At 65.1% G+C, this 23,161-nt stretch carries 21 protein-coding genes; 4 read left to right on the forward strand and 17 right to left on the reverse strand.

The window, feature by feature from the left end:
• Window positions 1-73: 73 nt before the first annotated feature.
• Window positions 74-1,366, forward strand: coding sequence for a serine hydroxymethyltransferase (gene glyA, locus JHX87_RS05725; RefSeq protein WP_271883096.1), 1,293 nt, complete (start codon window positions 74-76; stop codon window positions 1,364-1,366).
• A gap of 77 nt (window positions 1,367-1,443) precedes the next feature.
• Here glyA and JHX87_RS05730 read toward each other — a convergent pair whose 3' ends face one another.
• The 11 genes from JHX87_RS05730 to JHX87_RS05780 form a co-directional block, all read right to left on the reverse strand.
• Window positions 1,444-2,226, reverse strand: coding sequence for a crotonase/enoyl-CoA hydratase family protein (locus JHX87_RS05730; protein ID WP_271883098.1), 783 nt, complete (start codon window positions 2,224-2,226; stop codon window positions 1,444-1,446).
• A gap of 8 nt (window positions 2,227-2,234) precedes the next feature.
• Window positions 2,235-2,783 (reverse strand): hypothetical protein, encoded by a 549-nt coding sequence (locus JHX87_RS05735; protein WP_271883100.1) that lies wholly within the window; start codon window positions 2,781-2,783, stop codon window positions 2,235-2,237.
• Window positions 2,780-3,637 (reverse strand): hydroxymethylglutaryl-CoA lyase, encoded by an 858-nt coding sequence (locus JHX87_RS05740; RefSeq protein ID WP_271883102.1) that lies wholly within the window; start codon window positions 3,635-3,637, stop codon window positions 2,780-2,782. The genes JHX87_RS05735 and JHX87_RS05740 overlap by 4 nt, the downstream gene beginning before the upstream one ends.
• A complete protein-coding gene (locus JHX87_RS05745) occupies window positions 3,630-4,277 on the reverse strand; it encodes a glutathione S-transferase family protein (RefSeq protein WP_271883104.1) in 648 nt (215 codons plus the stop codon). Before JHX87_RS05745 ends, JHX87_RS05740 begins: the two co-directional genes overlap by 8 nt.
• Entirely contained in the window at window positions 4,274-6,202 is a 1,929-nt protein-coding gene (locus tag JHX87_RS05750) for an acetyl-CoA carboxylase biotin carboxylase subunit (RefSeq protein WP_271883106.1), read from the reverse strand. Before JHX87_RS05750 ends, JHX87_RS05745 begins: the two co-directional genes overlap by 4 nt.
• A gap of 82 nt (window positions 6,203-6,284) precedes the next feature.
• Window positions 6,285-6,770, reverse strand: coding sequence for an O-acetyl-ADP-ribose deacetylase (locus JHX87_RS05755; protein ID WP_334220871.1), 486 nt, complete (start codon window positions 6,768-6,770; stop codon window positions 6,285-6,287).
• The gene (locus JHX87_RS05760; RefSeq protein ID WP_271883470.1) at window positions 6,767-7,183 is read right to left on the reverse strand and encodes an ASCH domain-containing protein; all 417 of its coding nucleotides are present in this window, start codon (window positions 7,181-7,183) and stop codon (window positions 6,767-6,769) included. Before JHX87_RS05760 ends, JHX87_RS05755 begins: the two co-directional genes overlap by 4 nt.
• Window positions 7,184-7,191: 8 nt before the next feature.
• Window positions 7,192-8,796, reverse strand: a complete 1,605-nt coding sequence (locus tag JHX87_RS05765; protein WP_271883110.1) for a carboxyl transferase domain-containing protein — start codon at window positions 8,794-8,796, stop codon at window positions 7,192-7,194.
• A 94-nt stretch (window positions 8,797-8,890) separates the two neighbouring features.
• Window positions 8,891-9,421, reverse strand: a complete 531-nt coding sequence (locus JHX87_RS05770) for a lysozyme inhibitor LprI family protein (protein ID WP_271883112.1) — start codon at window positions 9,419-9,421, stop codon at window positions 8,891-8,893.
• The gene (locus JHX87_RS05775; protein WP_271883114.1) at window positions 9,418-10,128 is read right to left on the reverse strand and encodes a flavodoxin family protein; all 711 of its coding nucleotides are present in this window, start codon (window positions 10,126-10,128) and stop codon (window positions 9,418-9,420) included. Before JHX87_RS05775 ends, JHX87_RS05770 begins: the two co-directional genes overlap by 4 nt.
• Before the next feature lie 13 nt (window positions 10,129-10,141).
• Entirely contained in the window at window positions 10,142-11,302 is a 1,161-nt protein-coding gene (locus tag JHX87_RS05780; RefSeq protein ID WP_271883116.1) for an isovaleryl-CoA dehydrogenase, read from the reverse strand.
• A 188-nt stretch (window positions 11,303-11,490) separates the two neighbouring features.
• On the opposite strand from JHX87_RS05780, the gene JHX87_RS05785 reads away from it, so the two are divergent.
• The gene (locus JHX87_RS05785) at window positions 11,491-12,030 is read left to right on the forward strand and encodes a histidine phosphatase family protein (RefSeq protein ID WP_271883118.1); all 540 of its coding nucleotides are present in this window, start codon (window positions 11,491-11,493) and stop codon (window positions 12,028-12,030) included.
• Window positions 12,027-12,944 carry an adenosylcobinamide-phosphate synthase CbiB gene (gene cbiB / locus JHX87_RS05790; RefSeq protein WP_271883119.1) on the forward strand — a complete coding sequence of 306 codons (918 nt, stop codon included), beginning with the start codon at window positions 12,027-12,029 and terminating at the stop codon, window positions 12,942-12,944. Before JHX87_RS05785 ends, cbiB begins: the two co-directional genes overlap by 4 nt.
• On the opposite strand, the gene JHX87_RS05795 is transcribed toward cbiB, so the two are convergent.
• The 6 genes from JHX87_RS05795 to JHX87_RS05820 form a co-directional block, all read right to left on the reverse strand.
• Window positions 12,898-14,421 (reverse strand): tripartite tricarboxylate transporter permease, encoded by a 1,524-nt coding sequence (locus JHX87_RS05795; RefSeq protein ID WP_271883121.1) that lies wholly within the window; start codon window positions 14,419-14,421, stop codon window positions 12,898-12,900. The genes cbiB and JHX87_RS05795 overlap by 47 nt on opposite strands.
• 1 nt (window position 14,422) lies before the next feature.
• A complete protein-coding gene (locus JHX87_RS05800) occupies window positions 14,423-14,866 on the reverse strand; it encodes a tripartite tricarboxylate transporter TctB family protein (protein ID WP_271883122.1) in 444 nt (147 codons plus the stop codon).
• Window positions 14,867-14,887: 21 nt separating this feature from the next.
• Entirely contained in the window at window positions 14,888-15,877 is a 990-nt protein-coding gene (locus tag JHX87_RS05805; protein WP_271883124.1) for a Bug family tripartite tricarboxylate transporter substrate binding protein, read from the reverse strand.
• Window positions 15,878-15,963: 86 nt separating this feature from the next.
• The gene (locus JHX87_RS05810) at window positions 15,964-16,746 is read right to left on the reverse strand and encodes a transglutaminase-like domain-containing protein (RefSeq protein WP_271883126.1); all 783 of its coding nucleotides are present in this window, start codon (window positions 16,744-16,746) and stop codon (window positions 15,964-15,966) included.
• 104 nt (window positions 16,747-16,850) lie between these two features.
• Entirely contained in the window at window positions 16,851-19,178 is a 2,328-nt protein-coding gene (locus JHX87_RS05815) for a Tex family protein (protein ID WP_271883128.1), read from the reverse strand.
• Window positions 19,179-19,282: 104 nt separating this feature from the next.
• Window positions 19,283-21,802: a cation:proton antiporter gene (locus tag JHX87_RS05820; RefSeq protein WP_271883130.1), complete on the reverse strand. Its 2,520-nt coding sequence runs from the start codon at window positions 21,800-21,802 to the stop codon at window positions 19,283-19,285.
• A gap of 190 nt (window positions 21,803-21,992) precedes the next feature.
• Between JHX87_RS05820 and JHX87_RS05825 the strand changes: the two genes are divergently transcribed.
• A complete protein-coding gene (locus tag JHX87_RS05825; protein WP_334220872.1) occupies window positions 21,993-23,048 on the forward strand; it encodes an alkene reductase in 1,056 nt (351 codons plus the stop codon).
• Window positions 23,049-23,161 lie beyond the last annotated feature (113 nt).

Consider the following 23,161-nt stretch of genomic DNA (forward strand, 5'->3'; position numbering starts at 1 on the left):
TCCGCGTTTCCGCCATTGGGTTAAGAGAACGCAACGAAACCGCCCCTTGGCCTGACGAAAGGACGCGAGACCGATGACCTCTTCCACCACTACCGGCTTTTTCACCGAAGATATTGACAGCCGTGACCCCGAGATTGCCCGCGCCATCACGCAAGAGCTTGGCCGCCAGCGCGACGAGATCGAACTGATCGCATCCGAGAACATCGTCTCCAAGGCCATTCTGGATGCGCAGGGCTCGGTCCTGACGAACAAATATGCCGAGGGGTATCCGGGCAAGCGCTATTACGGCGGCTGCCAGTACGTGGATGTGGTGGAAAACCTGGCGATCGATCGCGCCAAGGAACTGTTCGGCTGCGAATTCGCCAATGTGCAGCCGAATTCGGGCAGCCAGATGAACCAGGCCGTCTTTCTGGCGCTGCTGAAGCCGGGCGACACCTTCATGGGTCTTGATCTGAATTCGGGCGGTCACCTGACCCATGGCTCTCCGGTCAACATGTCGGGCAAGTGGTTCAATGTCGTCAGCTATGGCGTGCGCCAGCAGGACCAGTTGCTGGACATGGAAGACATCCGCGCCAAGGCGCTGGAGCATAAGCCGAAGCTGATCGTGGCCGGCGGCACCGCCTATAGCCGTGTCTGGGACTGGGCCGAATTCCGCAAGATCGCGGATGAGGTCGGCGCCTATCTGATGGTGGACATGGCCCATATTGCCGGTCTGGTGGCCGGGGGGCAGCATCCCTCGCCCCTGCCCCATGCCGATGTCGTCACCACGACCACCCATAAATCACTGCGCGGCCCGCGCGGCGGTCTGGTTCTGACGAACAACGCCGAGATCGCGAAAAAGATCAACAGCGCCGTGTTCCCCGGCCTGCAGGGCGGTCCGCTGATGCATGTCATCGCCGCCAAGGCCGTCGCCTTCAAAGAGGCGCTGGATCCGTCCTTCAAGGATTATGCCGCTCAGGTCGTCGCCAATGCCCGCGCCATGGCGGATGAGCTGATGAAGGGTGGCATCGACATCGTCTCGGGCGGCACCGACAACCACCTGTGCCTGGCCGATCTGCGTCCCAAGGGCGTGACCGGCAAGGCGACCGAGGCTGCGCTTGGCCGCGCCCATATCACCTGCAACAAGAACGGCGTGCCCTTCGATCCGGAAAAGCCCTTCGTCACCTCGGGCATCCGCCTGGGCGCCCCGGCCGGCACGACGCGCGGCTTCAAGGAAGAGGAATTCCGTCAGATCGCCCGCTGGATCGTCGAAGTCGTCGACGGGCTGGCCAAGAGTGGCGAAGAGGGCAATGCCGAGGTCGAAGAGAAGGTCAAGGCCGAGGTGTCGCAGCTTTGCGCCCGCTTCCCGCTCTATCCCGATCTGTAAGACCGGCTGACTGTGACAGAAAAAGGCCCGTCATCGCGACGGGCCTTTTTTCGTTCTTTGGTCGTGGCGCGGCTGGATCATGTCTGCCAGTCAGGCTTGCGCTTTTCAAAGAAGGCGCGGATGCCTTCGGTCGCCTCGGGATCCTCCCAGACGGCGACCAGCCGGTCGATGCTGTCCTCGATCACCGACTGATCGATCTGCGGTCCCAGAAAGCGGCATTGCGCCTTGGCCGCCGCAATCGCGCGCGGGGCGCCGTTCAGGAAGGGCGCGACCTCGGCCTCAATGGCGGCATCCAGGTCATCGGCGGGAACCACGCGGGCGGCAAGGTTCAGTGCCACCGCCTCGGCCGCGCCAAAGAGCCGTGCCGAGAAAAACACCCGCCGCGCCTTATCCTCGCCCATTCGGGCCAGCACATAGGGACCAATCGTGGCCGGGATCAGGCCCAGCTTGACCTCGGTCAGGCCGAATTTCGCGCCCTCGGCCGCGATGGCGATGTCGCAGACCGACATCATCCCGATGCCGCCGCCAAAAGCGTTGCCATGCACGCGCGCGATCAACGGCTTGGGCAGCGTGTTCAGTGCAAACAGCATCTGCGCCAGCACCCGTGCCCCCGCTCGCCGTGTCTGTGCATCCGCGTCGATCTGCGACTTCATCCAGCCCAGATCGCCGCCTGCACAGAAGCTGCCGCCTTCGGCTGCCAGAACCACGACGCGGATATCGGGATCCTGACCCAACTGCGCGGCGGCAGCGGTCAGCTCCTCCATCATCTGCTGGGACAGGGCATTATGCTTCTCCGCTCTGGCCAGCCACAGGGTGGCGACGCCACGGTCATCTGTCTCGATCCGGATCGTCTCAAACATCGCATGTCCTACTCAACGGTGAATTGCCACAAGGGCGAAAGGCTGCAAGAGGCCGCGCCCGCGCGCTGACCCGAAAACCGGCCCGACCACAGGCGATACTGTCCGGCGGGCAGCGGCGAGGATTGGCCCAATTGCTGCGCAATGTCCGTCGCCGCCACCCCGCCCGAGGCCGACAGCGATGCCGAGGCCGCGCCGCCTGCCGCCTGCAGCGGCAGATCCTGCCAGCCCGCACCGGTCCGGCGCTGCAATCGCGCCGCGCCAGCGGGCAGCGCGACACGGATGCCACCGCCCGCGCGATAGGCCGATGCCCGCAGATAGATCTTCCCCTGCGACTGCGATGCGGCGGTCAGCCGCGCGGGCGCATAGACATCCAGCCGGTAGCCATTGCAATCGCGCAGACCAATATGGGTCAGGCTGCGCCGTTCCGCCGCCAGCCCCGCCGCCGCGGCGCCGGTGCTTATCACGGTGCCGCTGCCCGGCAAGGGCTGCTGCGGCATCTCTGCCGCGCAACCGGCCAGCAGCATCAGCGTCAGCAGGGCCGCGCGGCGCAGGCTCATGCGCCCACCCGCATCGCGCGGGCCATATCGGCGGCCTTGTCGATCACCGCCATGTCCAGCCCGGTCTGATACCCCTGCGAGGCCAGATAGGCGGCGACAGCCTCGGTGGCGACATTCCCCTTGGCGCCCGGCGCATAGGGACAGCCCCCCAGACCCCCGACCGCCGCATCGAAGACACGCAGACCGCGCGCCAGACTGGCCTCGATATTCTGCAACGCGCGGCCGCTGGTGTCGTGGTAGTGGCCGGCCAGTTGTCCGGCGGGCAGTTCCTGCAACACCGCCGACAGCATCGCATCGATGGTGTCCGGGCGGCCCTGCCCGATCGTATCGCCCAGACTGATTTCATAGCACCCCATATCGCGCAGCGCCGCCGCGACGCGGGCGACATTTTCGGGCGGCGTCGGGCCGTCGAAGGGGCAATCCGTCACCACGCTGACATAGCCGCGCACCGGGATGCCATCGGCCCGCGCGGCCTCGGCCACAGGGGCCAGACGCTGCAGGCTTTCGGCGATGGTGGCGTTCAGATTGGCCTTGCTGAACCCTTCCGAGGCGCTGGCGAAGATCGCCACCTCATCCGCAGCGGCCTGTTTCGCGCCGTCATAGCCCTTCATATTCGGCGTCAGCACGGCATAGCTGATGCCCGGCACCCGCCGGATCCCGGCCATGACCTGCGCCGCATCCGCCATCTGCGGCACCCATTTCGGGCTGACAAAGCTGGTCACCTCGATCCGCCGGAACCCCGCCGTGGACAGCAGATCGACCAGAGCGATCTTTTCCCCGGCCGGGATCAGCCGCTTTTCATTCTGCAGACCGTCGCGCGGTCCCATCTCGAAGATTTCAACCGTCTCAGCCATCGGGAAGCTCGTAGAAATCGCGGGCATACATGCTGGCCCCGCCCCGCTCCATCGCGCGTTGATAGGCCGGTCGGGCCGTCATCCGGTCGCGATAGGCGGCAAAGGCGGGATAATCCGCAGCCGACAGAAAGCGGAACACGGCGTCGATATTGAAGCCCAGCATGCAATCGGCAGCGGAAAATTCCGACAGCAGCGTGTCAGAGGAGACCAGATGCCGGTCCAGTGCGCGGGCCGTCACCCCAAGCCGCTTGGTGTCCAGCTTCATCAGCGGCACCGAGCGGGCGCTTTCGGGACGCAGAAAGATATGCTGAATATTCAGCGCCTGCAGGATATTGCCCTGAGTTTCGGCAAAGCTGATCCATTCCAGAAAATCCGCGCGTTCGCCATTGCCCAAGGGCGGCGCCAGACGGCCTTCGCGTTCGGTCAGATATTGCACGATGGCCGCGGATTCGAAAATCGCCCGGCCGTCGATTTCCAGGGCGGGAATCCGACCCGCTGGCGACATCGCGATGAAATCGGCGCTGCGCAGCGAACCATCGGTCAGTGACCATTCCCGGATGTCATATTCCAGACCCAGCTCCTCCAGCAGCCACAGGACTCGCACGGAACGCGAGCCGGGAACGTGATGCAGACGGATCATTCCTCGACCTCCTCAAGCCGGATCAGCGGGGCGCCAGCCTCGACCTGATCTCCGGGACCGGCCAGAATTTCGGCGACGACACCGTCGCGGGCGGCGGTCAGGCTATGTTCCATTTTCATCGCCTCAAGCACGGCCAGCCTGTCGCCCGCCTTGACCTCCTGACCGGCCTTCACGTGAACCGCCTTGACCAGGCCGGGCATGGGCGACAGCGTCAGCGCATCGCCCCCCGCGGCCGAGGCATCCCGATCCAGCGGATCGCGCGGCACCAGATGCACGGTGCGACCGCCAAAGACGCTGACACCCGCGTCATGGCTGACGATGCGGTTGCGGCGCAGCGCGCCATCGACCCACCAGCGATCGCCCTGCCAGCGCACCTCATGGCTTTCATCCTCCATGGTGACCCGCGCCGCGCCCGGTCCCAGCACTTCCAGCACCGCCTCGCCGCCGTCCCAGGCGATGGTGCGGCGAAGCGGCTGCCACAGCGTCGCCCCGCCCTTCACATCGGGATCCGCCAATCCGGCCAACCCGATCACGGCCAGCGCGCGCGCGGCGCCTTCGGCTTCGGATGAGGCGATGAGATCGTCCAGATCGCGTTCGATCAGGCCGGTATCGACCTCGCCTTTGCGAAAGCCCTCATGCCGGGTCAGCGCGATCAGGAAGTCCAGATTGGTCACGGATCCGGCGACCTCGGTATCGACCAGCGCGGTTTCCAGCGCGCGCAGGGCGATGGCACGGGTCGGGCCGTGGGTCACAACCTTGGCGATCATCGGGTCATACCAGGGGCTGATCACGTCGCCCTGCCGGACACCGGTTTCGATCCGCGCGCCCTCTGGGAAATGCAGGTGCGCCAGCGTTCCGGTGGCGGGCAAAAACCCTGCGGGCACATCCTCGGCATAAAGCCGGGCCTCAAAGGAGTGGCCGTTGATCTGAAGGTCTTCCTGGCGCGCGGGCAGTGGCTCTCCGCTGGCGACACGAAGCTGCCATTCGACCAGATCGACACCGGTAATGGCCTCGGTCACCGGATGTTCGACCTGCAACCGGGTGTTCATCTCCATGAACCAGAAGCCGTCGGGACGCAGTCCGTCAGATCCATCGACGATGAATTCGATGGTGCCCGCGCCCTTGTAGCCGATCGCCTCGGCTGCGCGCACGGCGGCGGCGCCCATGATCTTGCGCATCTCTTCGGTCATGCCGGGGGCCGGGGCTTCCTCGATCACCTTCTGATGGCGGCGCTGCAGCGAACAGTCGCGTTCGAACAGATAGACGGCGCGGCTGCCATCGCCAAAGACCTGAACTTCGATATGACGCGGCTGCAGGATATATTTCTCGATCAGCACGGCAGGATTGCCGAATGCGTTCCGCGCCTCGGATTGCGCCGAGGCCAGCGCATCGGCGAAATCCTTTGGATCGTCGACCCGCCGCATCCCCTTGCCGCCGCCCCCCGCAACAGCCTTGATCAGAACCGGATAGCCGATGCTGTCAGCCTGACGGGAAAGATGATCGGGATCCTGATCCTCGCCATGATAGCCGGGTACCACGGGGACGCCCGCCTCTTCCATCAGCGCCTTGGCCGCATCTTTCAGCCCCATGGCGCGGATCGCACTGGCCGAGGGGCCGATAAAGGTTAACCCGGCCGCCTCGACCGCATCGACGAAATCGGGATTTTCCGAAAGGAAGCCATAGCCGGGATGGATCGCCTGAGCACCCGTGTCCAAGGCCGCCTGTATAATCGCATCGCCGCGCAGATAGCTGTCAGCCGGGGCAGGCCCGCCCAGATGCACGGCCTGATCGGCCATGGCCACATGTCGCGCGCCGCGATCGGCATCTGAGTAGACGGCAACCGTCGCCACCCCCATGCGGCGGCAGCTGTCAATGACACGGCAGGCGATCTCGCCCCGGTTGGCGATCAGGATCTTGGAGAACATGGCAAGTCCTTGGCTTTGAGGCAGGCGCCGGGGGCTTTGCGCCCCCGGACCCCCGCAGGATATTTATGCACAAAAGAGAGGATCATCCGAGCGCCTCTGTCAGACATCCTGCCGTTTCCGGGTCAAACGCGACGAGGGTGACGTGCAGCGGTCCCTGATGCTCGCGAATGGTGTCGACGGCGATTCTTGCCGCGCGGTCAGGTGGAAACCCGTAGACGCCGGTTGAAATGGCAGGAAAGGCGATGGTGTATAGGCCGTATTCGCGGGCGAGTGACAGGCTGTTTCGGTAGGCAGATGCCAGCAGGTCTTCTTCGCTGTGATCGCCGCCTTTCCACACCGGCCCAACCGCATGGATGACATGGCGCGCGGCAAGTCGGTGGCCGCCGGTGATCTTTGCCTTGCCGGTCTGACAGCCGCCGAGGGCACGGCATTCTTCCAGCAGATCCGGACCCGCGGCACGATGAATCGCGCCGTCCACGCCGCCGCCACCAAGCAGAGATCTGTTCGCGGCGTTGACAATCGCATCGACATTCAGCGTCGTGATATCACCCTGCCAGACACGGATCACCGATAGTCCTCCACCATACGAAACCGCTCGCATACCAGCATCATATCGGGGCTGTAGCCGCCGTTGCGGGTGAAGAAAGCGATATGGGCGTCGCGCCAGGCACGGTAATCCCCCTGGCCTTCGGCTTCGGCAAATTCGGTCGACACGTCGTCGAAACGGCAGACCGTGACCTCTGTCGTCTCGATCATCAGCGCAGGTTTGCCATCCCAATCCAGAGCGATGTCCCGGCGCCCCACTTCTGGCAGCGGATCATCCTCTGCTTCATACTCACGCAATGCGCCGCAGCTTGCCGTCTTGCGCCCGTCGCGCACCAGCGCAAGAATCCGGTCACACAGCGCGCGGCTGTCACCGAAGGTGAAGCGAACCGGCCCTTTCTTCTTTGCCGAAATATCCCCGCCGGAGGCACCCGCCATATCCACCCTCACATCCGGAAGATGCCGAAGCGCGTCGGCTGGATGGGCGCGTTCAACGACGCGCGCAGTGACAGCGACAGAATCTCGCGGGTCTTGCGCGGGTCGATGATGCCATCGTCCCAAAGCCGCGCCGACGCATAAAGCGGATGCGACTGGCGCTCGAACATCTCGATGGTGGGGCGCTTGAACTCGGCCTCTTCCTCGGCCGACCAACTGCCGCCCGATCGCTCGATCCCGTCCCGGCGGACCGTGGCCAACACGCCCGCGGCCTGCTCTCCGCCCATGACCGAGATCCGGCTGTTGGGCCACGTCCACAGAAAGCGCGGGCTGTAGGCCCGGCCCGACATGCCGTAATTGCCCGCACCGAAGGATCCGCCGACCAGCATGGTGATCTTGGGCACATTGGTCGTCGCCACTGCCGTCACCATCTTGGCGCCGTGACGGGCGATGCCCTCATTCTCATATTTGCGCCCGACCATGAATCCCGTGACATTCTGCAGGAAAATCAGCGGGATGTTCCGCATGGAACACAGTTCGATGAAATGCGCGCCCTTCTGCGCGGCTTCCGAGAAGATCACGCCGTTATTGGCGACGATGCCAACCGGGCAGCCCTCGATATGGGCGAATCCTGTGACCAGCGTTTCGCCGAAGCGCGCCTTGAATTCGTCGAAGCGGCTGCCATCGACCACGCGGGCAATGATCTCGCGGATATCATAGGGGGTGCGCAGATCTGCGGGGACGACGCCCAGAATCTCGTCGGGATCGTAAAGCGGGGCCTCGGGCGTTTGCCATTCCACCGTGCCCGGCAGGCTTCGGTTCAGGTTGGCGACCGATTGCCGTGCCAGCGCCAATGCGTGGGCGTCATCCTCGGCCAGATAATCGGCCACGCCCGACAGCCGCGTGTGGACATCGCCGCCGCCCAGATCCTCGGCGGTGACGACCTCTCCTGTCGCGGCCTTGACCAGCGGCGGACCCGCCAGAAAGATCGTGCCCTGATCGCGGACGATGATCGTCACATCGGACATGGCGGGGACATAGGCCCCACCCGCCGTGCAGGACCCCATCACCACAGCAATCTGGGCGATCCCTTTCGAGGACATGCGCGCCTGATTATAGAAGATCCGCCCGAAATGATCGCGGTCGGGAAAGACCTCGTCCTGATTGGGCAGGTTGGCACCGCCGCTATCGACCAGATAGATGCAGGGCAGATGGCACTCTTCCGCGATCTCTTGCGCGCGAAGGTGCTTTTTCACCGTCATCGGGTAATAGGTGCCGCCCTTGACCGTCGCATCATTGGCGACGACCATGACATCCTGCCCATGCACGCGGCCGATCCCCGCGATGACGCCCGCGCCGGGCGCTGCGCCGTCATACATGCCATGGGCCGCCGTCGCGCCGATTTCCAGAAAGGCAGAGCCAGGATCCAGCAGGTTGGCGACGCGCTCTCTCGGGGGCATCTTGCCGCGACTGACGTGACGATCCATCGCCCTGGGACCGCCACCCGCAACGGCGGCCTCGGCCGCGTCGCGCGCGGTGGCCAGCAGGGCCAGATGCGCCTCTCGGTTGCTGCGGAACGCATCGGAATTGGTCAGGGCCTGCGATTTCAGCTTCATCTGGGTCTTCCCGCATGGTCAATGTTCAGGACGCGGGTCGCGCCCGCGACCGGCATCAGGTTGGAACAAGGGGATATGCTGGCCGCCATCGCCATCAGCCCCCCTGATCGTTCCGCGTATATTGCTGCAGCCAGAAGACCTGATCGGCCGTCAGGCGCAGCATGCAATTGGCCGAGGCCGGGCCGCCCCCCGTGCCGCCGCCCCAGCGGCTGCGTTCGAACTGGCAGGCAGCGTCGCGATAGGCGATCCAGTTTCGCTGCATCTCGCGCAGATAGGGCACCTGCTTTTCCGCCGCCGAGCCAAGGTCGGCCATCTCCTGATCCATCTTTTCGGCATCCGACAGGACGGACTGATAGGTCTGGTTCAGCCTGCGATCCCAGAACTGGTATTCGCTGTTGACGCATTCGGACATGCCGACCGTCGTATAGCCCCCCGGCAGATCCATGCAGGCATCCGAGGCCAGCCCGACGCAGCTTTGCCATTGCGGATCGTCGCCCTGATCCTGGCGCAGACCGGCATTCTCCAGACAGATGTCCGTGACCTCTGTATCGGCAACCATAGCGCCGTCCTGCGCAAAGGCAGGGGCGGCGGCGAAGATGATCATCAGGCAGGCGGCGCGGATCATGTGTCGTCCCCCGGAAGGCGGAAGCCGAACCGCTCGCCCGATTTGAAGGCGGTGCGGTCATTGCCCTGCGCGGGAATACCCGGCTTCAGCATCCGGGCCAGATGCATCAGGTTCCAGCACATGATCGTCGTGTTGCGGCGGGTGAAATCATTGTCAAAGCCGACCCGCCCGCCCTGCGGCAGAGGATCGCCAAAACTCGGCCCCGGCCCGGCCTCGCCAATCCAGCCGCAATCGGCCTGTGGCGGGATGGTATAGCCCAGATGGTTCAGCGCGAAACTCAGCGTCATTGCGGTATGCTTGATGCCGTCTTCATTGCCGGTGATCACGCAGCCGCCGACCTTGCCGTAATAGATCGACTGGCCCTTGTCGTTCAGCATCCCGGACATGGCATAAAGCCGTTCGATCAGGATTCGGCAGACGCTGCTTTCCTCGCCCAGCCACAGGGGCGTTCCGATCACCAGAATATCGGCCTCGCGCAACTTGGGCCACAGCAGGTCCGGCCAGTCGTCCCGATCCCAGCCATGTTCGCGCATGTCGGGATAGATGCCGGGGGGCACCTGATGGTCCAGAAGGTGCAGATGCTCCACCGCCACGCCCTGCCCCGCCATCAGATCACCCGCAGCCGTCAGCAGGACCTGCGTATGACTGTCATCGCTGCGCTTTTGCAGCGAGGTATTGATGAACAGGGCTGTCAGCGTATCGGTCATGCTGTCACCGTGCTCAGACCTTGGCCATCAATTCGCGGCCAATCAGCATGCGGCGGATCTCGCTGGTGCCGGCGCCGATCTCCATCAGCTTGGCATCGCGGAACAGACGGCTGACCACGCTGTCATTCAGGAAGCCCGCCCCACCAAGCGCCTGCACCGCCTGATGCGCCTGCACCATGGCCTGTTCGCTGGCGTAAAGCACCGCGCCGGCCGCATCCTGCCGCGTGACCTTGCCCGCGTCGCAGGCCTTGGCGACCTCATAGACATAGGCGCGGGCGGTGTTCAGCGCGACATACATATCGGCGATCTTGCCCTGCATCAGTTGGAAGGATCCGATGGGCTGGCCGAACTGCTTGCGTTCGGTCACATAGGGCATGACCTCATCCAGACAGGCGGCCATGATGCCGGTGCCGATGCCCGACAGGACAAGGCGTTCGTAATCCAGCCCCGACATCAGCACGCGCACGCCGCGGCCTTCCTCTCCCAGAACATTCTCGAACGGAATCTCGCAATTCTCGAAGATCAACTCGCCCGTGTTCGAGCCGCGCATCCCCAGCTTGTCGAAATGGGGCGAGGTCGAAAAACCGTCCATGCCACGTTCGACGATAAAGGCGGTGATGCCCTTGCTGCCCGCCTCGGGGTCGGTCTTGGCATAGACCACCAGAGTCTGTGCGTCGGGCGCATTGGTGATCCAGTATTTGTTGCCGTTCAGCACATAGCGGTCATTCTTCTTTTCCGCCCGCAGCTTCATGCTGACGACATCGCTGCCCGCCCCTTCCTCGGACATGGCCAGCGCGCCGACGGCCTGACCGCTGCACAGGCCCGGCAGGTATTTTTCCTTCTGCGCATCGCTGCCGTTCAGCTTGATCTGATTGACGCAGAGATTCGAATGCGCGCCATAGGACAGGCTGACGCTGGCGCTGGCGCGGGCCAGTTCCTCGGTCGCGATGACATGGGCCAGATAGCCCATGCCCGAGCCGCCATATTCCTCGGGGACAGTGATGCCCAGCAGGCCAAGCTCGCCCATCTCGGGCCACAGATCATTGGGGAATTCATTGCTTTGATCGACCTCTGCCGCGATCGGCTTGACGCGGTCCTGCGCCCAGCGATGCACCATATCGCGCAGAGCGTTGACGTCTTCGCCCAGATCGAACTCCATACCCTGCGTGAACATGAGCACCCTCCTCCAGATTTATTGAACGCTTGTTCATTTAATAGCCTTTTACGCCAAACCGGCCATTTGCGTCAAGCAAAGCCTGCGCGCGAAGTTCGATTTGGTCAACCACCCGCCGCTTGCCCTTGCCGAAGCGACAGGACATTCTGCGCCCGCGCCGATCCGGGCGCTGATCGAAGGAAGTCGCGATGCCCCGTCTTTTGCTGTTGCGCCATGCCACGCCGCTGACCGATGGGCGGCTGGCCGGACGCCGGGACGTCGCCGCAGATCTCAGCGACCGGGCGGCACTGGACCGGATGCGCGGGCGGATCGGCACCGTCGCGCGGATCATCAGCAGCCCGGCGCGGCGCTGCGTGATGACGGCGCAGGGCCTTGGCCTGTCGCCCGATGCGCTGGATGAGCGGCTGTGGGAACAGGATTACGGCGCGTGGGAGGGCCTGCCCTTCGCCGATCTGCCGGATCTTGGCCGCCTGCCCCTGTCCGATCTGGCCCGCCATCGCCCCGATCGCGGAGAGAGCTTTCGCGACATGGCCGCACGGGTCCTACCCGCGCTTCAGGCGCTGTCGCAGGATACGCTGATCATCGCCCATGCAGGCACGGTGCGCGCTGCCCTGTCGCGGGTGGTGGGCGATGCGGCCCTGTCCTTTGCGGTGGCGCCATTATCCCTGACCATCCTGCAATGCCATGAAGATTGGTCGGTCGAGGCCGTGAACATTACCGCCACATGACCCCCATCGTCGCCCTTGTCGCGCTGATCCTGGATGCGCTTTTGGGTTGGCCCGATGCGCTGTATCGACGCATCGGCCATCCGGTCACCTGGCTGGGCCGGGTGATCTCGGCGCTGGAGGCGCGCTGGAACCGGGGGCGGCATCGCTTTGCCAAAGGCGCGGCGGCCAGCCTTTGCGCCATCGCCCTTGCGGCGGGGATCGGGGCGGCGCTGCAATCGCTTCTTGGCCTGTGGATCGCGGGGGTGCTGGCCTGGCCGCTGGTCGCGGGACGCTCGCTTCACGATCACCTGCGCGCGGTCGCCGTGCCGCTGAGGGCGGGCGATCTGCCCGCCGCCCGCAAGGCCACGGCGATGATCGTCGGGCGCGATGTGTCACAGGCCGATACGCCCGCGCTTGCCCGTGCCAGCATCGAAAGCCTGGCCGAAAACGCCTCGGACGGGGTGATTGCGCCGCTGTTCTGGGCGGCGCTGGCCGGGCTGCCCGGGATCGCCGCCTATAAGGCGATCAATACGCTGGATTCGATGATCGGGCATCGCAATGACCGCTATGAGCAATTCGGAAAATTCGCCGCGCGGCTGGATGATGCCGCGAACTGGATCCCGGCCCGGCTGACGGCGATCCTGTTTGCGCTGGCGGCAGGTGCGAACCGGGCCAAGGCATGGCGAACCGCGCGGCGGGACGCGCGCGCGCACCGCTCGCCCAATGCCGGCTGGCCCGAAGCCTCGATGGCGGGCGCGCTGGATATCCGCCTGTCGGGGCCGCGCGTCTATGGCACGCGGATCGCGGATGAACCCTGGCTGAATGCAGGCGCGCCCGATCCGACCGCCGCCGATATCGACCGCGCGCTGGCGCTGTATCGTCGCGCGGTCATCCTGTGCGGTCTGACGCTTCTGCCGCTGGTGCTGCTGACCTAGCGCGGCGCCAGACGCCCAGCAGAGAGGTCAGGATCAGCAGAACCGTCGCCACCACGAACACGGCCGAGATCGGGCGTTCCAGAAACACCATCGGATCCCCGCGAGAGATCAGCATGGCGCGGCGCAGGTTCGTCTCGATCAGCGGCCCAAGGACAAAGCCCAGCAACAGCAGCGCCGGATTGAACCGCGCCAGCGCCAGCAGATAGCCCGCCGCCCCGATCACCGCCACGGCGGCGATATCGAAGGTCGATCCGCGCACGGAATAGACGCCCAGACAGACAAAGACGATGATCGCCGGATAAAGCCAGCGAAAGGGGATGCGCAGCAGGCTGACCCAGATCCCGATCAGCGGCAGGTTCAGGATCAGCAGCAGCAGATTGCCGATACCGAAGCTGACCACCAGCCCCCAGAACATGCCGGGATGCGCCTCCAGCATCATCGGGCCGGGCTGGATGCCGTGGATGACCAGCGCCCCCAGCATCAGCGCCATGATCGGGTCGCCCGGAATGCCCAGCGTCAGCGTGGGCACGAAGGCGGTGATGGCGGCGGCGTTATTGGCGGCCTCTGGCCCGGCGACGCCTTCGATCGCGCCCTGCCCGAAGCGCGACGGATCGCGGGCCACGCGACGCTCTGCCGCGTAGGACAGGAAGGACGAGATTGTCGAGCCGGTCCCCGGCAGCGCCCCGAAAAAGCAGCCAAGCGCACCGCCGCGCAGCACCGGCAGGCGCATCCGGCGCAGATCCTGCCGGGTCGGGATCAACTGGCGCAGGCGCACCCGCTCGGGAACGCCATTGCGCTCGGCCGTGCGGATATTGCCGATCACCTCGGCCACGCCGAACAGCCCCATGGCCAGCGCAACCAGGTTGATGCCGTCGAACAGCTCGGCCCGGCCAAAGGTCAGCCGCGCCACACCGCTGTTCACATCCGTGCCGACGCAGCCCAGGATCAGGCCCAGAATCACCATCGCAAAGGCCTTGGCCGGACGTTTGGACCCGATGGTAGAGGCCGCGACCAGCCCCAGCACCATCATCGCCGCATAATCCGCCGCGCCGAATTTCGTAGCCGCGCCGGCCAGCCACCCGGACAGCCAGACCAGCGCGACAATCCCGATCAGCGATCCGGCAAAAGAGGCCACCATGGACGCAAACAGCGCCACGCCAGCGCGCCCCTGCTGGGCCATGGGATAGCCGTCCAGCGTCGTCACCGCCGATTGCGGCGTGCCGGGAAGGCGCAGCAGGATCGAGGCCACCGCCCCCCCATATTGCGCCCCGTAATAGACCCCGCCCAGCATCACCAGCGCGGCCTCGGGGCTGATATAGAAGGTGATCGGCAACAGAAGCGAGATCGCGGCCATCGCCCCGATCCCCGGCAGCACGCCGATCACCGTGCCCAGCACGACGCCCAGCACGCAATAGATCAGCACCGAAGGATCCAGCGCGACGGCAAAGCCGCTGATCAGCCCGTCCCAGCCTGCCATCTCAGATCCCCGGCCAGAGGGGCACGGTCATCTGCAGCCCCTGCTTGAAGATCAGCCATGTCAGCGCGGTGACAACCACGGTCAGAACCACCCGCCACAGCCAGCCCGGACGCGGCGCGGCCAGGCTGGCGATCAGGGTCGCCCCGGCGGTCGACAGGATCAGCCCAAGCCTGCCCAGACCGAAGGCAAAGACCGCAATCGCCGCCAGCACCGCCAGCGCATCCAGCGCGGCAAAAGGCGCGGCCTTTCCCGCGCGGAACCAGGCAGGCAGCGCGATCAGCACGCCCAGCAGCGTCAGGATGACGCCCAGCACGACCGGAAAGAAGCCCGGCCCCATCTGGCGCAAGCTGCCGAAATCGTAATTGCCCAGACAGTACAGCGCCACCGCCGCACCGGTTGCGGCCAGAACGGCGCCGCCCCACAGATCGTGATAATCGCGCTGCATGATGCCCGTCCGGTCGCCGTGTTATCTGGCCTCGATCCGGTCGATCACCGCGCCCCAGACCTGGGTGTCATCGGCGATGCGCTGTTCCAGATCGGCGGGCGAGCCACCTTCGGCTTTCCAGCCGATGGCCAGCATTTTCTCTTGCACATCCGGTTCCGCCAGAATCTGGTTGATTTCGGCATTCAGCCGCTCGATCACCGCCGGATCCGTGCCTGCCGGAGCGATGAAGGCGTTCCACAGCTCGGCCCGGAAATCTTCGGGCAGCCCGGCATTTCCGGCCATGACCGGCACATCGGGCACCTGCGCGAAAGGCTGGGTCGAGGTGACGCCAAGGATCTTCATCTTCCCCGCCTCGACCTGCGGCATCGCGGCCGAGGGCGCCATGAAACCGGCATTGATCTCTCCTCCGATGATGGAGGTCGTCACCGCGGCATAGCTGGCAAAGGGGATATGCAGCATCTCGACATCGGCGGCGTCCGAAAACAGCTCTGCCGTCAGATGCGCGCCGGAACCCTGCCCGACCGACCCATAGGCAATCCCGCCCGGATCGGCCTTGGCGGCGGCGATGAAGCCCGCCAGATCCTGCGCCTCGAAATCCGCGGACACGGCCAGCACCAGCGGCGAGGTGGCCAGCAGCGCGACCGGCGCGATATCGGCGGCGACGTCATAGCTGATATCCTTCACCAGACGCGGCGAGGTCGTCAGCGGCCCGTTGATGGTCGATCCGAAAGCATAGTTTTCCGTGCCCGCCAGCATCTGCTGAACGCCGATGACGCCACCCGCGCCCGGCTTGTTTTCCACCACCACCGGCTGACCCAGCCGCTGCGACAGCGGCTCGGTCACCAGCCGCGCCAGCGTATCGGGCGAGGAGCCTGCCGGGAAACCGACAAATGTATGAACCGGCTGGCTGGGCCAATCCATAGCCTGCGCCATTGCGGTCAACGGGATCGCGGCCGTGATGGCGGCTGCGGCGGACAGGACCATTGCGGCCCGGCGGTGAAAGCTGATCATCGTGTTGCCCCCTGGTGATTTCGGGGGCGAGTTAGGACCGCCAGCGCCGCAAGGTCAAGACGGCGGCGCATCGGCAGGTCAACGCGTCACCCCGGCAATTCCACGGCCGAGACACTCTGCCGCTGCAATTCGGCAAAGCTGTTGGTGGTCATGAAGGCGATATCCACCGCATCCCGCCCGACCGCGATCAGGGCCATGTTGTCGGCCCGCGCCATGCCGGTCGGGTCGATCAGGTGCCAGGCGCCATCCAGAAACACCTCGACCACGGCGTGAAAATCGGGCGGCTCCACGCTGGGCGCAAAGACGCTGGCGATGCGAGCGGGGATCTGGGCGGCGCGGCACAGCGCGATCATCAGATGCGCATAATCGCGGCAGACGCCCTGACGAGACAGAAAGGTGTCACCCGCCGTGGTCAGCGCATCGCTGGTGCCTGCGACATAATCCAGCCGGTCCTCGCACCAGTCACGGATCGCCATAACCTTTGCCCCGCCCCGCAGATTGCCGAAACGCTGCGTGGCGAAGGGAACAAAGCGTTCCGCCTGACAATAGCGCGAGGGCAACAGATAGCGCAGCGCATCGCCGGGCATCTGGTCGATCTGAACCTCATTCAGCGCGCTGAAATCGGGCAGCGCGCGGGTGATCGTCACGTCGGATGAATAGCTGCAGGTGATCCGGTCGGCGGCACGGATCAGGATCTTTTCGCCGATGCCCTCTTCGGCCGGGACGCGGCCCACATGGCCGACATTGCCGAAATCAACCGTGGTCGAGGTCAGATTCTGCCCTTCCGCCCCCGCCGCCTCAAAGACAAGGATCGCGGGGCCGGGCTCTGCCAGGGTATAGTCAAGCTCGACGTCGATTTTCATTCGCATGGTGATACTCCGGCTCGGCCATCGGCTGACACATGGCCCGCCCGGTTCTGAAACGCGGCCCGCATTCGCACGGGTCCGCGCGGCATCATTTGTTTATGGCGCGATCACTTGCGCCGCATCGCCTCGGCCAGCGCGGCGCCAAAGGCGCCTTGCCCGCCGTCGCGCGTGGGTTTGGGCGCAGCGCCCCCCTTGCCACCCGCCTTGCCACCCGCCTTCACCGGCGGCTTGCCCCCGCGCGGGCGGTCCGCCGCGCGATCCTGCGCGCCGCCGCCATCCTTGCGCATGGTCAGCCCGATACGCTTGCGCGGGACGTCCACCTCGGTCACGCGGACCTTGACCACATCGCCGACCTTGACGACCTCATTCGGATCCTTGACGAAACGATCCGCCAATTGGCTGATATGCACCAGCCCGTCCTGATGCACGCCGATATCCACAAAGGCGCCGAAGGCCGCGACATTGGTCACCGTGCCTTCCAGCGACATGCCGGGTTTCAGATCCTTGATATCCTCGACCCCCTCGGCAAAGCTGGCGGTGACAAAGCCGGGGCGCGGATCGCGGCCGGGCTTTTCCAGCTCTGACAGGATATCGCGCACGGTCGGCAGGCCGAAATGCGCATCCACGAAATCCTCGGCCCGCAGCTGTTTCAGCGCAGCGGGCTGACCCATGATGGCACGGATATCGCGACCGCAGGCCTGCACGATCTTGCGCGCGACACCGTAAGCCTCGGGGTGGACAGCCGAGGCATCCAGCGGCTCTGCCCCGTCGCGGATGCGCAGGAACCCCGCCGCCTGCTCGAAGGCGCGCGGCCCAAGGCCCGTGACCTTCTTCAGCGCCGCACGCGAGGGGAACGCGCCCGAGGCATCGCGATGCGCGACGATGGCCTGCGCCAGCGACGGGCCAAGCCCGGCCACATGGGCCAGCAGCGGGGCCGAGGCGGTGTTCAGATCGACGCCCACGGCATTCACCGCATCCTCGACCACGGCCTCCAGCGCGCGGGTCAGTTGCCGCTGGTCCACGTCATGCTGATACTGCCCCACGCCGATGCTTTCAGGCGGCACCTTGACCAGTTCGGCCAGCGGATCCTGCAACCGCCGCGCGATCGAGACCGCGCCCCTCAGCGACACATCCAGATCGGGAAATTCCCGCGATGCCTGTTCCGAGGCGGAATAGACCGAGGCCCCGGCCTCGGACACCACGACCTTGGTGGGCAGCGGGGCGCCCTTGGGCAGGCGTTTCAGAACCTCGGCCACCAGACGCTCTGTCTCGCGGCTGGCGGTGCCATTGCCGATGGCGATCAGTTCCACGCCATGTTTCGCGATCAGCGCCCGCAGCGCGGCTTCGGACCCGGTCAGGTCATTCTTTGGCTGAAAGGGATAGATGGTGGTCGTGTCCACCAGCTTGCCGGTGGCGTCGATCACCGCGACCTTGACCCCGGTGCGAATGCCCGGATCCAGACCCAGCGTTGCCCTGGCCCCCGCCGGCGCGGCCAGCAGCAGGTCTTTCAGGTTGCGGCCAAAGACGCGGATCGCCTCGTCATGGGCGCGTTTGCGCAATTCGGTCAGCAGGTCGATATACATGGTGTTGGACAGGCGCACCCGCCATGTCCAGCCCGCCACCTGCCGCAGCCATTGATCGCCCGGCTGATCGCCCAGCGGCCCGATGGCCTGCGCCACGATCCCCTCGGCCCGCGCGGCCCCTGTATCGGGGTCGGGAGAGATGTCGATGGTCACCACCTCTTCCTTGGCTGCGCGCAGGATCGCAAGCGCGCGATGTGCAGGGATATCAGCCCATTTCTCGCGATGGTCAAAGTAGTCGCTGAATTTCGCGCCAGCCTCTTCCTTGCCCGCGATGACCTTGGCGGCGATGAATGCCTGATCGCGCATGAAATCCCGCAGCGCGCCCAGAAGGGTGGCGTTTTCCGACAGTTCTTCCACCAGAATATCGCGCGCACCGTCCAGTGCGGCTTTTGGATCCTTCACCGCCTCGGTCACATAGCCCGCCGCCAGCGCCTGCGGATCGGCGGCACGATCATCCTGAATGGCGCGCAGTAACGGCTCCAACCCATTTTCGCGGGCGATCATCGCCTTGGTGCGGCGCTTGGGCTTGAAGGGCAGATAGATATCTTCCAGCGCGGCCTTGGTCTCTGCAGCGGCCAGCGCGCGGGCCAGATCGTCGGTCAGCTTGCCCTGATCGCGGATCGAACCGATGATCGCCTCGCGCCGCGCCTCCATCTCGCGCAAATAGGTCAGGCGTTCGGACAGGTTGCGCAGCTGCGTATCGTCCAGCCCGCCCGTGACCTCTTTGCGGTAGCGCGCGACAAAGGGCACGGTCGCCCCACCATCCAGCAACTCCGTCGCCGCCGCGACCTGGGCGGGCGTTGCATTGATCTCGGTGGCGATGGTGCGGGCGATACGGGCTGCGACGGTCATGCGAGTCCTTTCTGGAAATCAGGGCACGGTGATAACCAGCCGGAGAGCCAAGGCCAAGAGCAAGCCGCGCGTCTGGCGGTTCACGCAGGCTGGGGCCAGCAGGATCACTCCAGCGCCAGTTCGGGCAGCTTCTGCAATTCTTCCGAATGCCGCTTGAAGGCCGGGCTTTCCCGCACGACATTGCGCAGCGAGGGCGATTTGCGCAGCAACCGGCGGAAGCCGCGTTCGTCCAGTTCCAGCAGGCTGGTGGGGGTCAGCGCGGTGACCTGCGCGCGGCGCGGTTTGCGGGTCAGAACGCCGATTTCGCCAAAGATATCCCCCCGGCCAAGACGCGTGACCTGCCCGGCGATATCCTGTTCCACCGCGCCCGAAGAGACAAAGAAGACGCTGCGCGCGGGCGTATCCTTGCGGGCGATCACCTTGCCCGCATTGACATATCGGGTCTTCAATTCCCGCCGCAGGCGGCGCAGCTCTGCCTCGTCCAGATCGGCGAAAAGCGGGAATTGCCGGACCAGCTGATCGCGGCGCAGGGCCAGATCCAAAAGCGGGCGTACCTCGGTCATCTGGCGACGCTCGGCAATGCCCTGCATCAGGGCGCTGTGGACCTCATCCCCGATCAACCCGTCATCGCGCATCACGTTATATTCCCGCTCTTCAAAGCGCAGGGCGGTGCGGCGGATGAAGCGGCGCTCCAGCTTTTCGGCATAGCCGGGATATTGCAGGCGCAGGGCCTCGATGGCGCCGGCCACGCTTTCCACGCGGCGCTCCACCAGTTCATGCAGCAACTCGGCCACGCGGCGACCGTGGATGCGCCGAATGCGGCTGTCGATAAAACCGCCAAGTTCGTTCAGGATCAAACGCTTGGCCAGCAACATCTCGAAACGGTCGGCAGTCATGCGGGCCAGCGGCGCCGCAATCCGCAGACGGTTGCGCAAGAAGGCCGCGACGCGGAAGGCCGTGCCATAGCGCAGATTGCGCCGCGCCGCCCGGCGATAGCCCGTGCGCCCGTCCGCCCGCGTGCTTTCGATCAGCCGGTCGGCATCGAACAGCATCTGTTCCGACAGCCGCGCGCCGATCACCCTTTCGCGAAACCTCTCAAGGATCTGCTCGCGCTCATAACCCGCAAGCGCGATCAGGCCCAGGGTAATACGGTCGCGGTCAAGGATCTGGGCGTTGTCCTCGGCCTCGGCGCGTTCGACGGCCTCATCCACACGCTCGGCGAATTTCTTGGCCTCGGAGCGGACGGTTTCGCGCGGCAGGCCGTAATTCTCGGTGGTTCTGGCGACATCCTCGCGCACCTCCTGCAGCGCCACGGCGATGACCTGGTTCGACAGGGCACGGTCCAGCGGCGACAGCCGGTCCAGCCCCAGCCTGCTGATCACCCATCGCAGCGTGGTCCCCTGCACCATCAGCGTCCACAGGGTAAAGCCGGTGGCCAGAATACCGACCTGACGCTTTGTCTCGACATCGATCAGGCGGCTTTCGGTCACGGCCAGCGCCAGTGCAAGCGTGACGGCCCCACGCAACCCGCCCCACAGGATCGCCACCCGGTAACGTGCATCGACCGCAGGCGACAGGCGCAACATGGTCAGCAGCGGCAGGAAACCGAACAGGATCACCGCCCGCGCCACCAGCGCCGCCGCCACGACCACCATGATCAGCGCGATGTCGCGCAGATCAATCGTGTCCAGCAGGCGCGGGATCAACAGCGCCGCCAGCACGAAGATCATCGCCCCGGCCCAATGCGCCAGCAGCCCCCAGACCGCGCGCAACCGTTCCCAATAGGTCGGCGACAGCCGCGCCGGCCCAAGGATATTCATGGTCAGACCGGCCACCACCACGCCGATCACGCCCGAAGCGCCAAGCGCATGTTCCGCCACCACATAGGCCAGATAGGGCACCGCGACCGAAATCGAGGTCTGGGCCAGCTCGAACCGGCTGAACATCGCCATGATCCAGATGGCAACGCGCGCCACCCCCCACCCGGCCAGCATGCCCCCCGCGAAAAGCACCGGGAAATCGCCGATGGCCTGTGCCACGCTGGGCGCCGGAAGGCCCGCGATCACATAGGTGATGAACAGCCCGAACAGCGCGATGGCGGCGGCGTCGTTCAGCAGGCTTTCGCCCTCGATGATGCGGGCCAGACGCTGCGGCGTGGTCAGCGACCGGAAGATGCTGACGACTGCCGACGGGTCCGTGGTCGATACGATCGAGCCGATCAGCAGGCACACCACCAAGGGCAGCGTGCTGACCCATGACAGCGCATAGCCGATGGTCAGCGTCGCCACGATCACCGCCACAACCGCCAGCGTCAGGATCGGCACCCAGTCATCCATCATCCGGCGGATGTTCATTTCCAGCGTGGATTGAAAAATCAGTGTCGGAAGAAAGATATAGAGGAAAACGTTCGAGCGGATCGGCAGGTTCAGGATGAAGATGGCCAGCGGATTGAAGGCATCTGTCAGCTCTGTCTGCAGCAGGAAAAGTGCGCCCGCGCCGATCAGGATCCCGATCATGGCCAGCAGCACGCTGAAGGGCACGGACAACCGCGCCGCCAAAGGCTCTGCCATGCCGATCAGCACAAACAATGCGGCGGTGACGGTCGTAAGAAGCGTAATGTCCATAGCTAGTCGATAGGTCTCTCGTTACCGTATCGAACACCATTCGTCCGGGAATGGCCACGGCTAATCGTCCATTCAATTCACCCGGCTAGCCGATTGTGAGCGGCAGGAACCCGCTGCGGTTGCGGCGCCTGTTGAAATGGCCCGATACCGCTCACAAGTGGATAGCAAAGAAGTGACCCGCGAGGATATCATGCCCGACCTTTTCGACCCGCTGCAGCTTGGCGCAGTCACGTTGAAGAACCGCATCGTCATGGCCCCGCTGACCCGCAGCCGTTCCGGGGCGGATCGCGTGCCGAATGATCTGATGGCGACCTATTACCGGCAGCGCGCCGGTGCCGGGCTGATCATCAGCGAAGCCACCTCGGTCATGCCGATGGGCGTGGGCTATGCCGATACGCCGGGCATCTGGAGCGACGCGCAGGTCGAGGGCTGGAAGAAGGTCACGAAGGCCGTGCATGACGCCGGGGGCACCATCTTTCTGCAGCTTTGGCATGTGGGCCGGATCTCTGCCCCGCTGTTTCTGAATGGCCGGACCCCGGTTGCGCCAAGCGCGATCAGGCCCGACGGTCATGTCAGTCTGGTCCGCCCGAAACAGGAATATGTCACGCCCTACGCGCTGACCATCGACGAGATTCAGGAGGTGGTCGAAGCCTATCGCACGGGCGCCGAAAACGCCCGGAAGGCTGGCTTCGATGGCGTCGAGATTCACGGCGCAAACGGTTATCTTATCGACCAATTCCTGCAGGATAGCACCAACAGGCGCGAGGACGAATATGGCGGCACTATCGCGAACCGGACGCGATTTCTGAACCAGATCGCCGATGCGGTGGTCGGGGTCTGGGGCGCGGATCGCGTGGGGCTGCATCTGTCGCCCCGCGCCGATGCGCATGACATGGGCGACAGCGATCCCCAAGCGCTGTTCACGCAGATCGCCCGCGACATGGCCGAACGGGGCATCGCCTTCCTGTGCCTGCGCGAATATGTCGCCGAAGACAGCCTGCTGCCGCAGATCCGCGATGCCTTTGGCGGTCCCGTGATCGCGAATGAGGGCATGACGCCAGAACTCGCCAAGAAGCTGATCGCCGAAGGCCGCGCCGATGCCGTGGCCTTTGGCCGCGATTTCATCGCGACGCCCGATCTGGTCAGCCGGATCAGGGACGGCCTGCCCCTGAACGCACATGAGCCAGAGACATTCTACAGGGGCGGTGCCGAAGGCTATACCGACTATCCTTTCGCGGCGGGTTAAGCCCGTCCCGCGATAAAACCACAGCCTGAACGACAGGCCGATCCCGATCCGATTGCACCCGGCAACCGGCGCTGTTAGGCGCGGTTCATACAATCGGGGCGGGAATCGGCATT

It is taken from the genome of Paracoccus fistulariae (assembly GCF_028553785.1).
Lineage (GTDB): Bacteria > Pseudomonadota > Alphaproteobacteria > Rhodobacterales > Rhodobacteraceae > Paracoccus > Paracoccus fistulariae.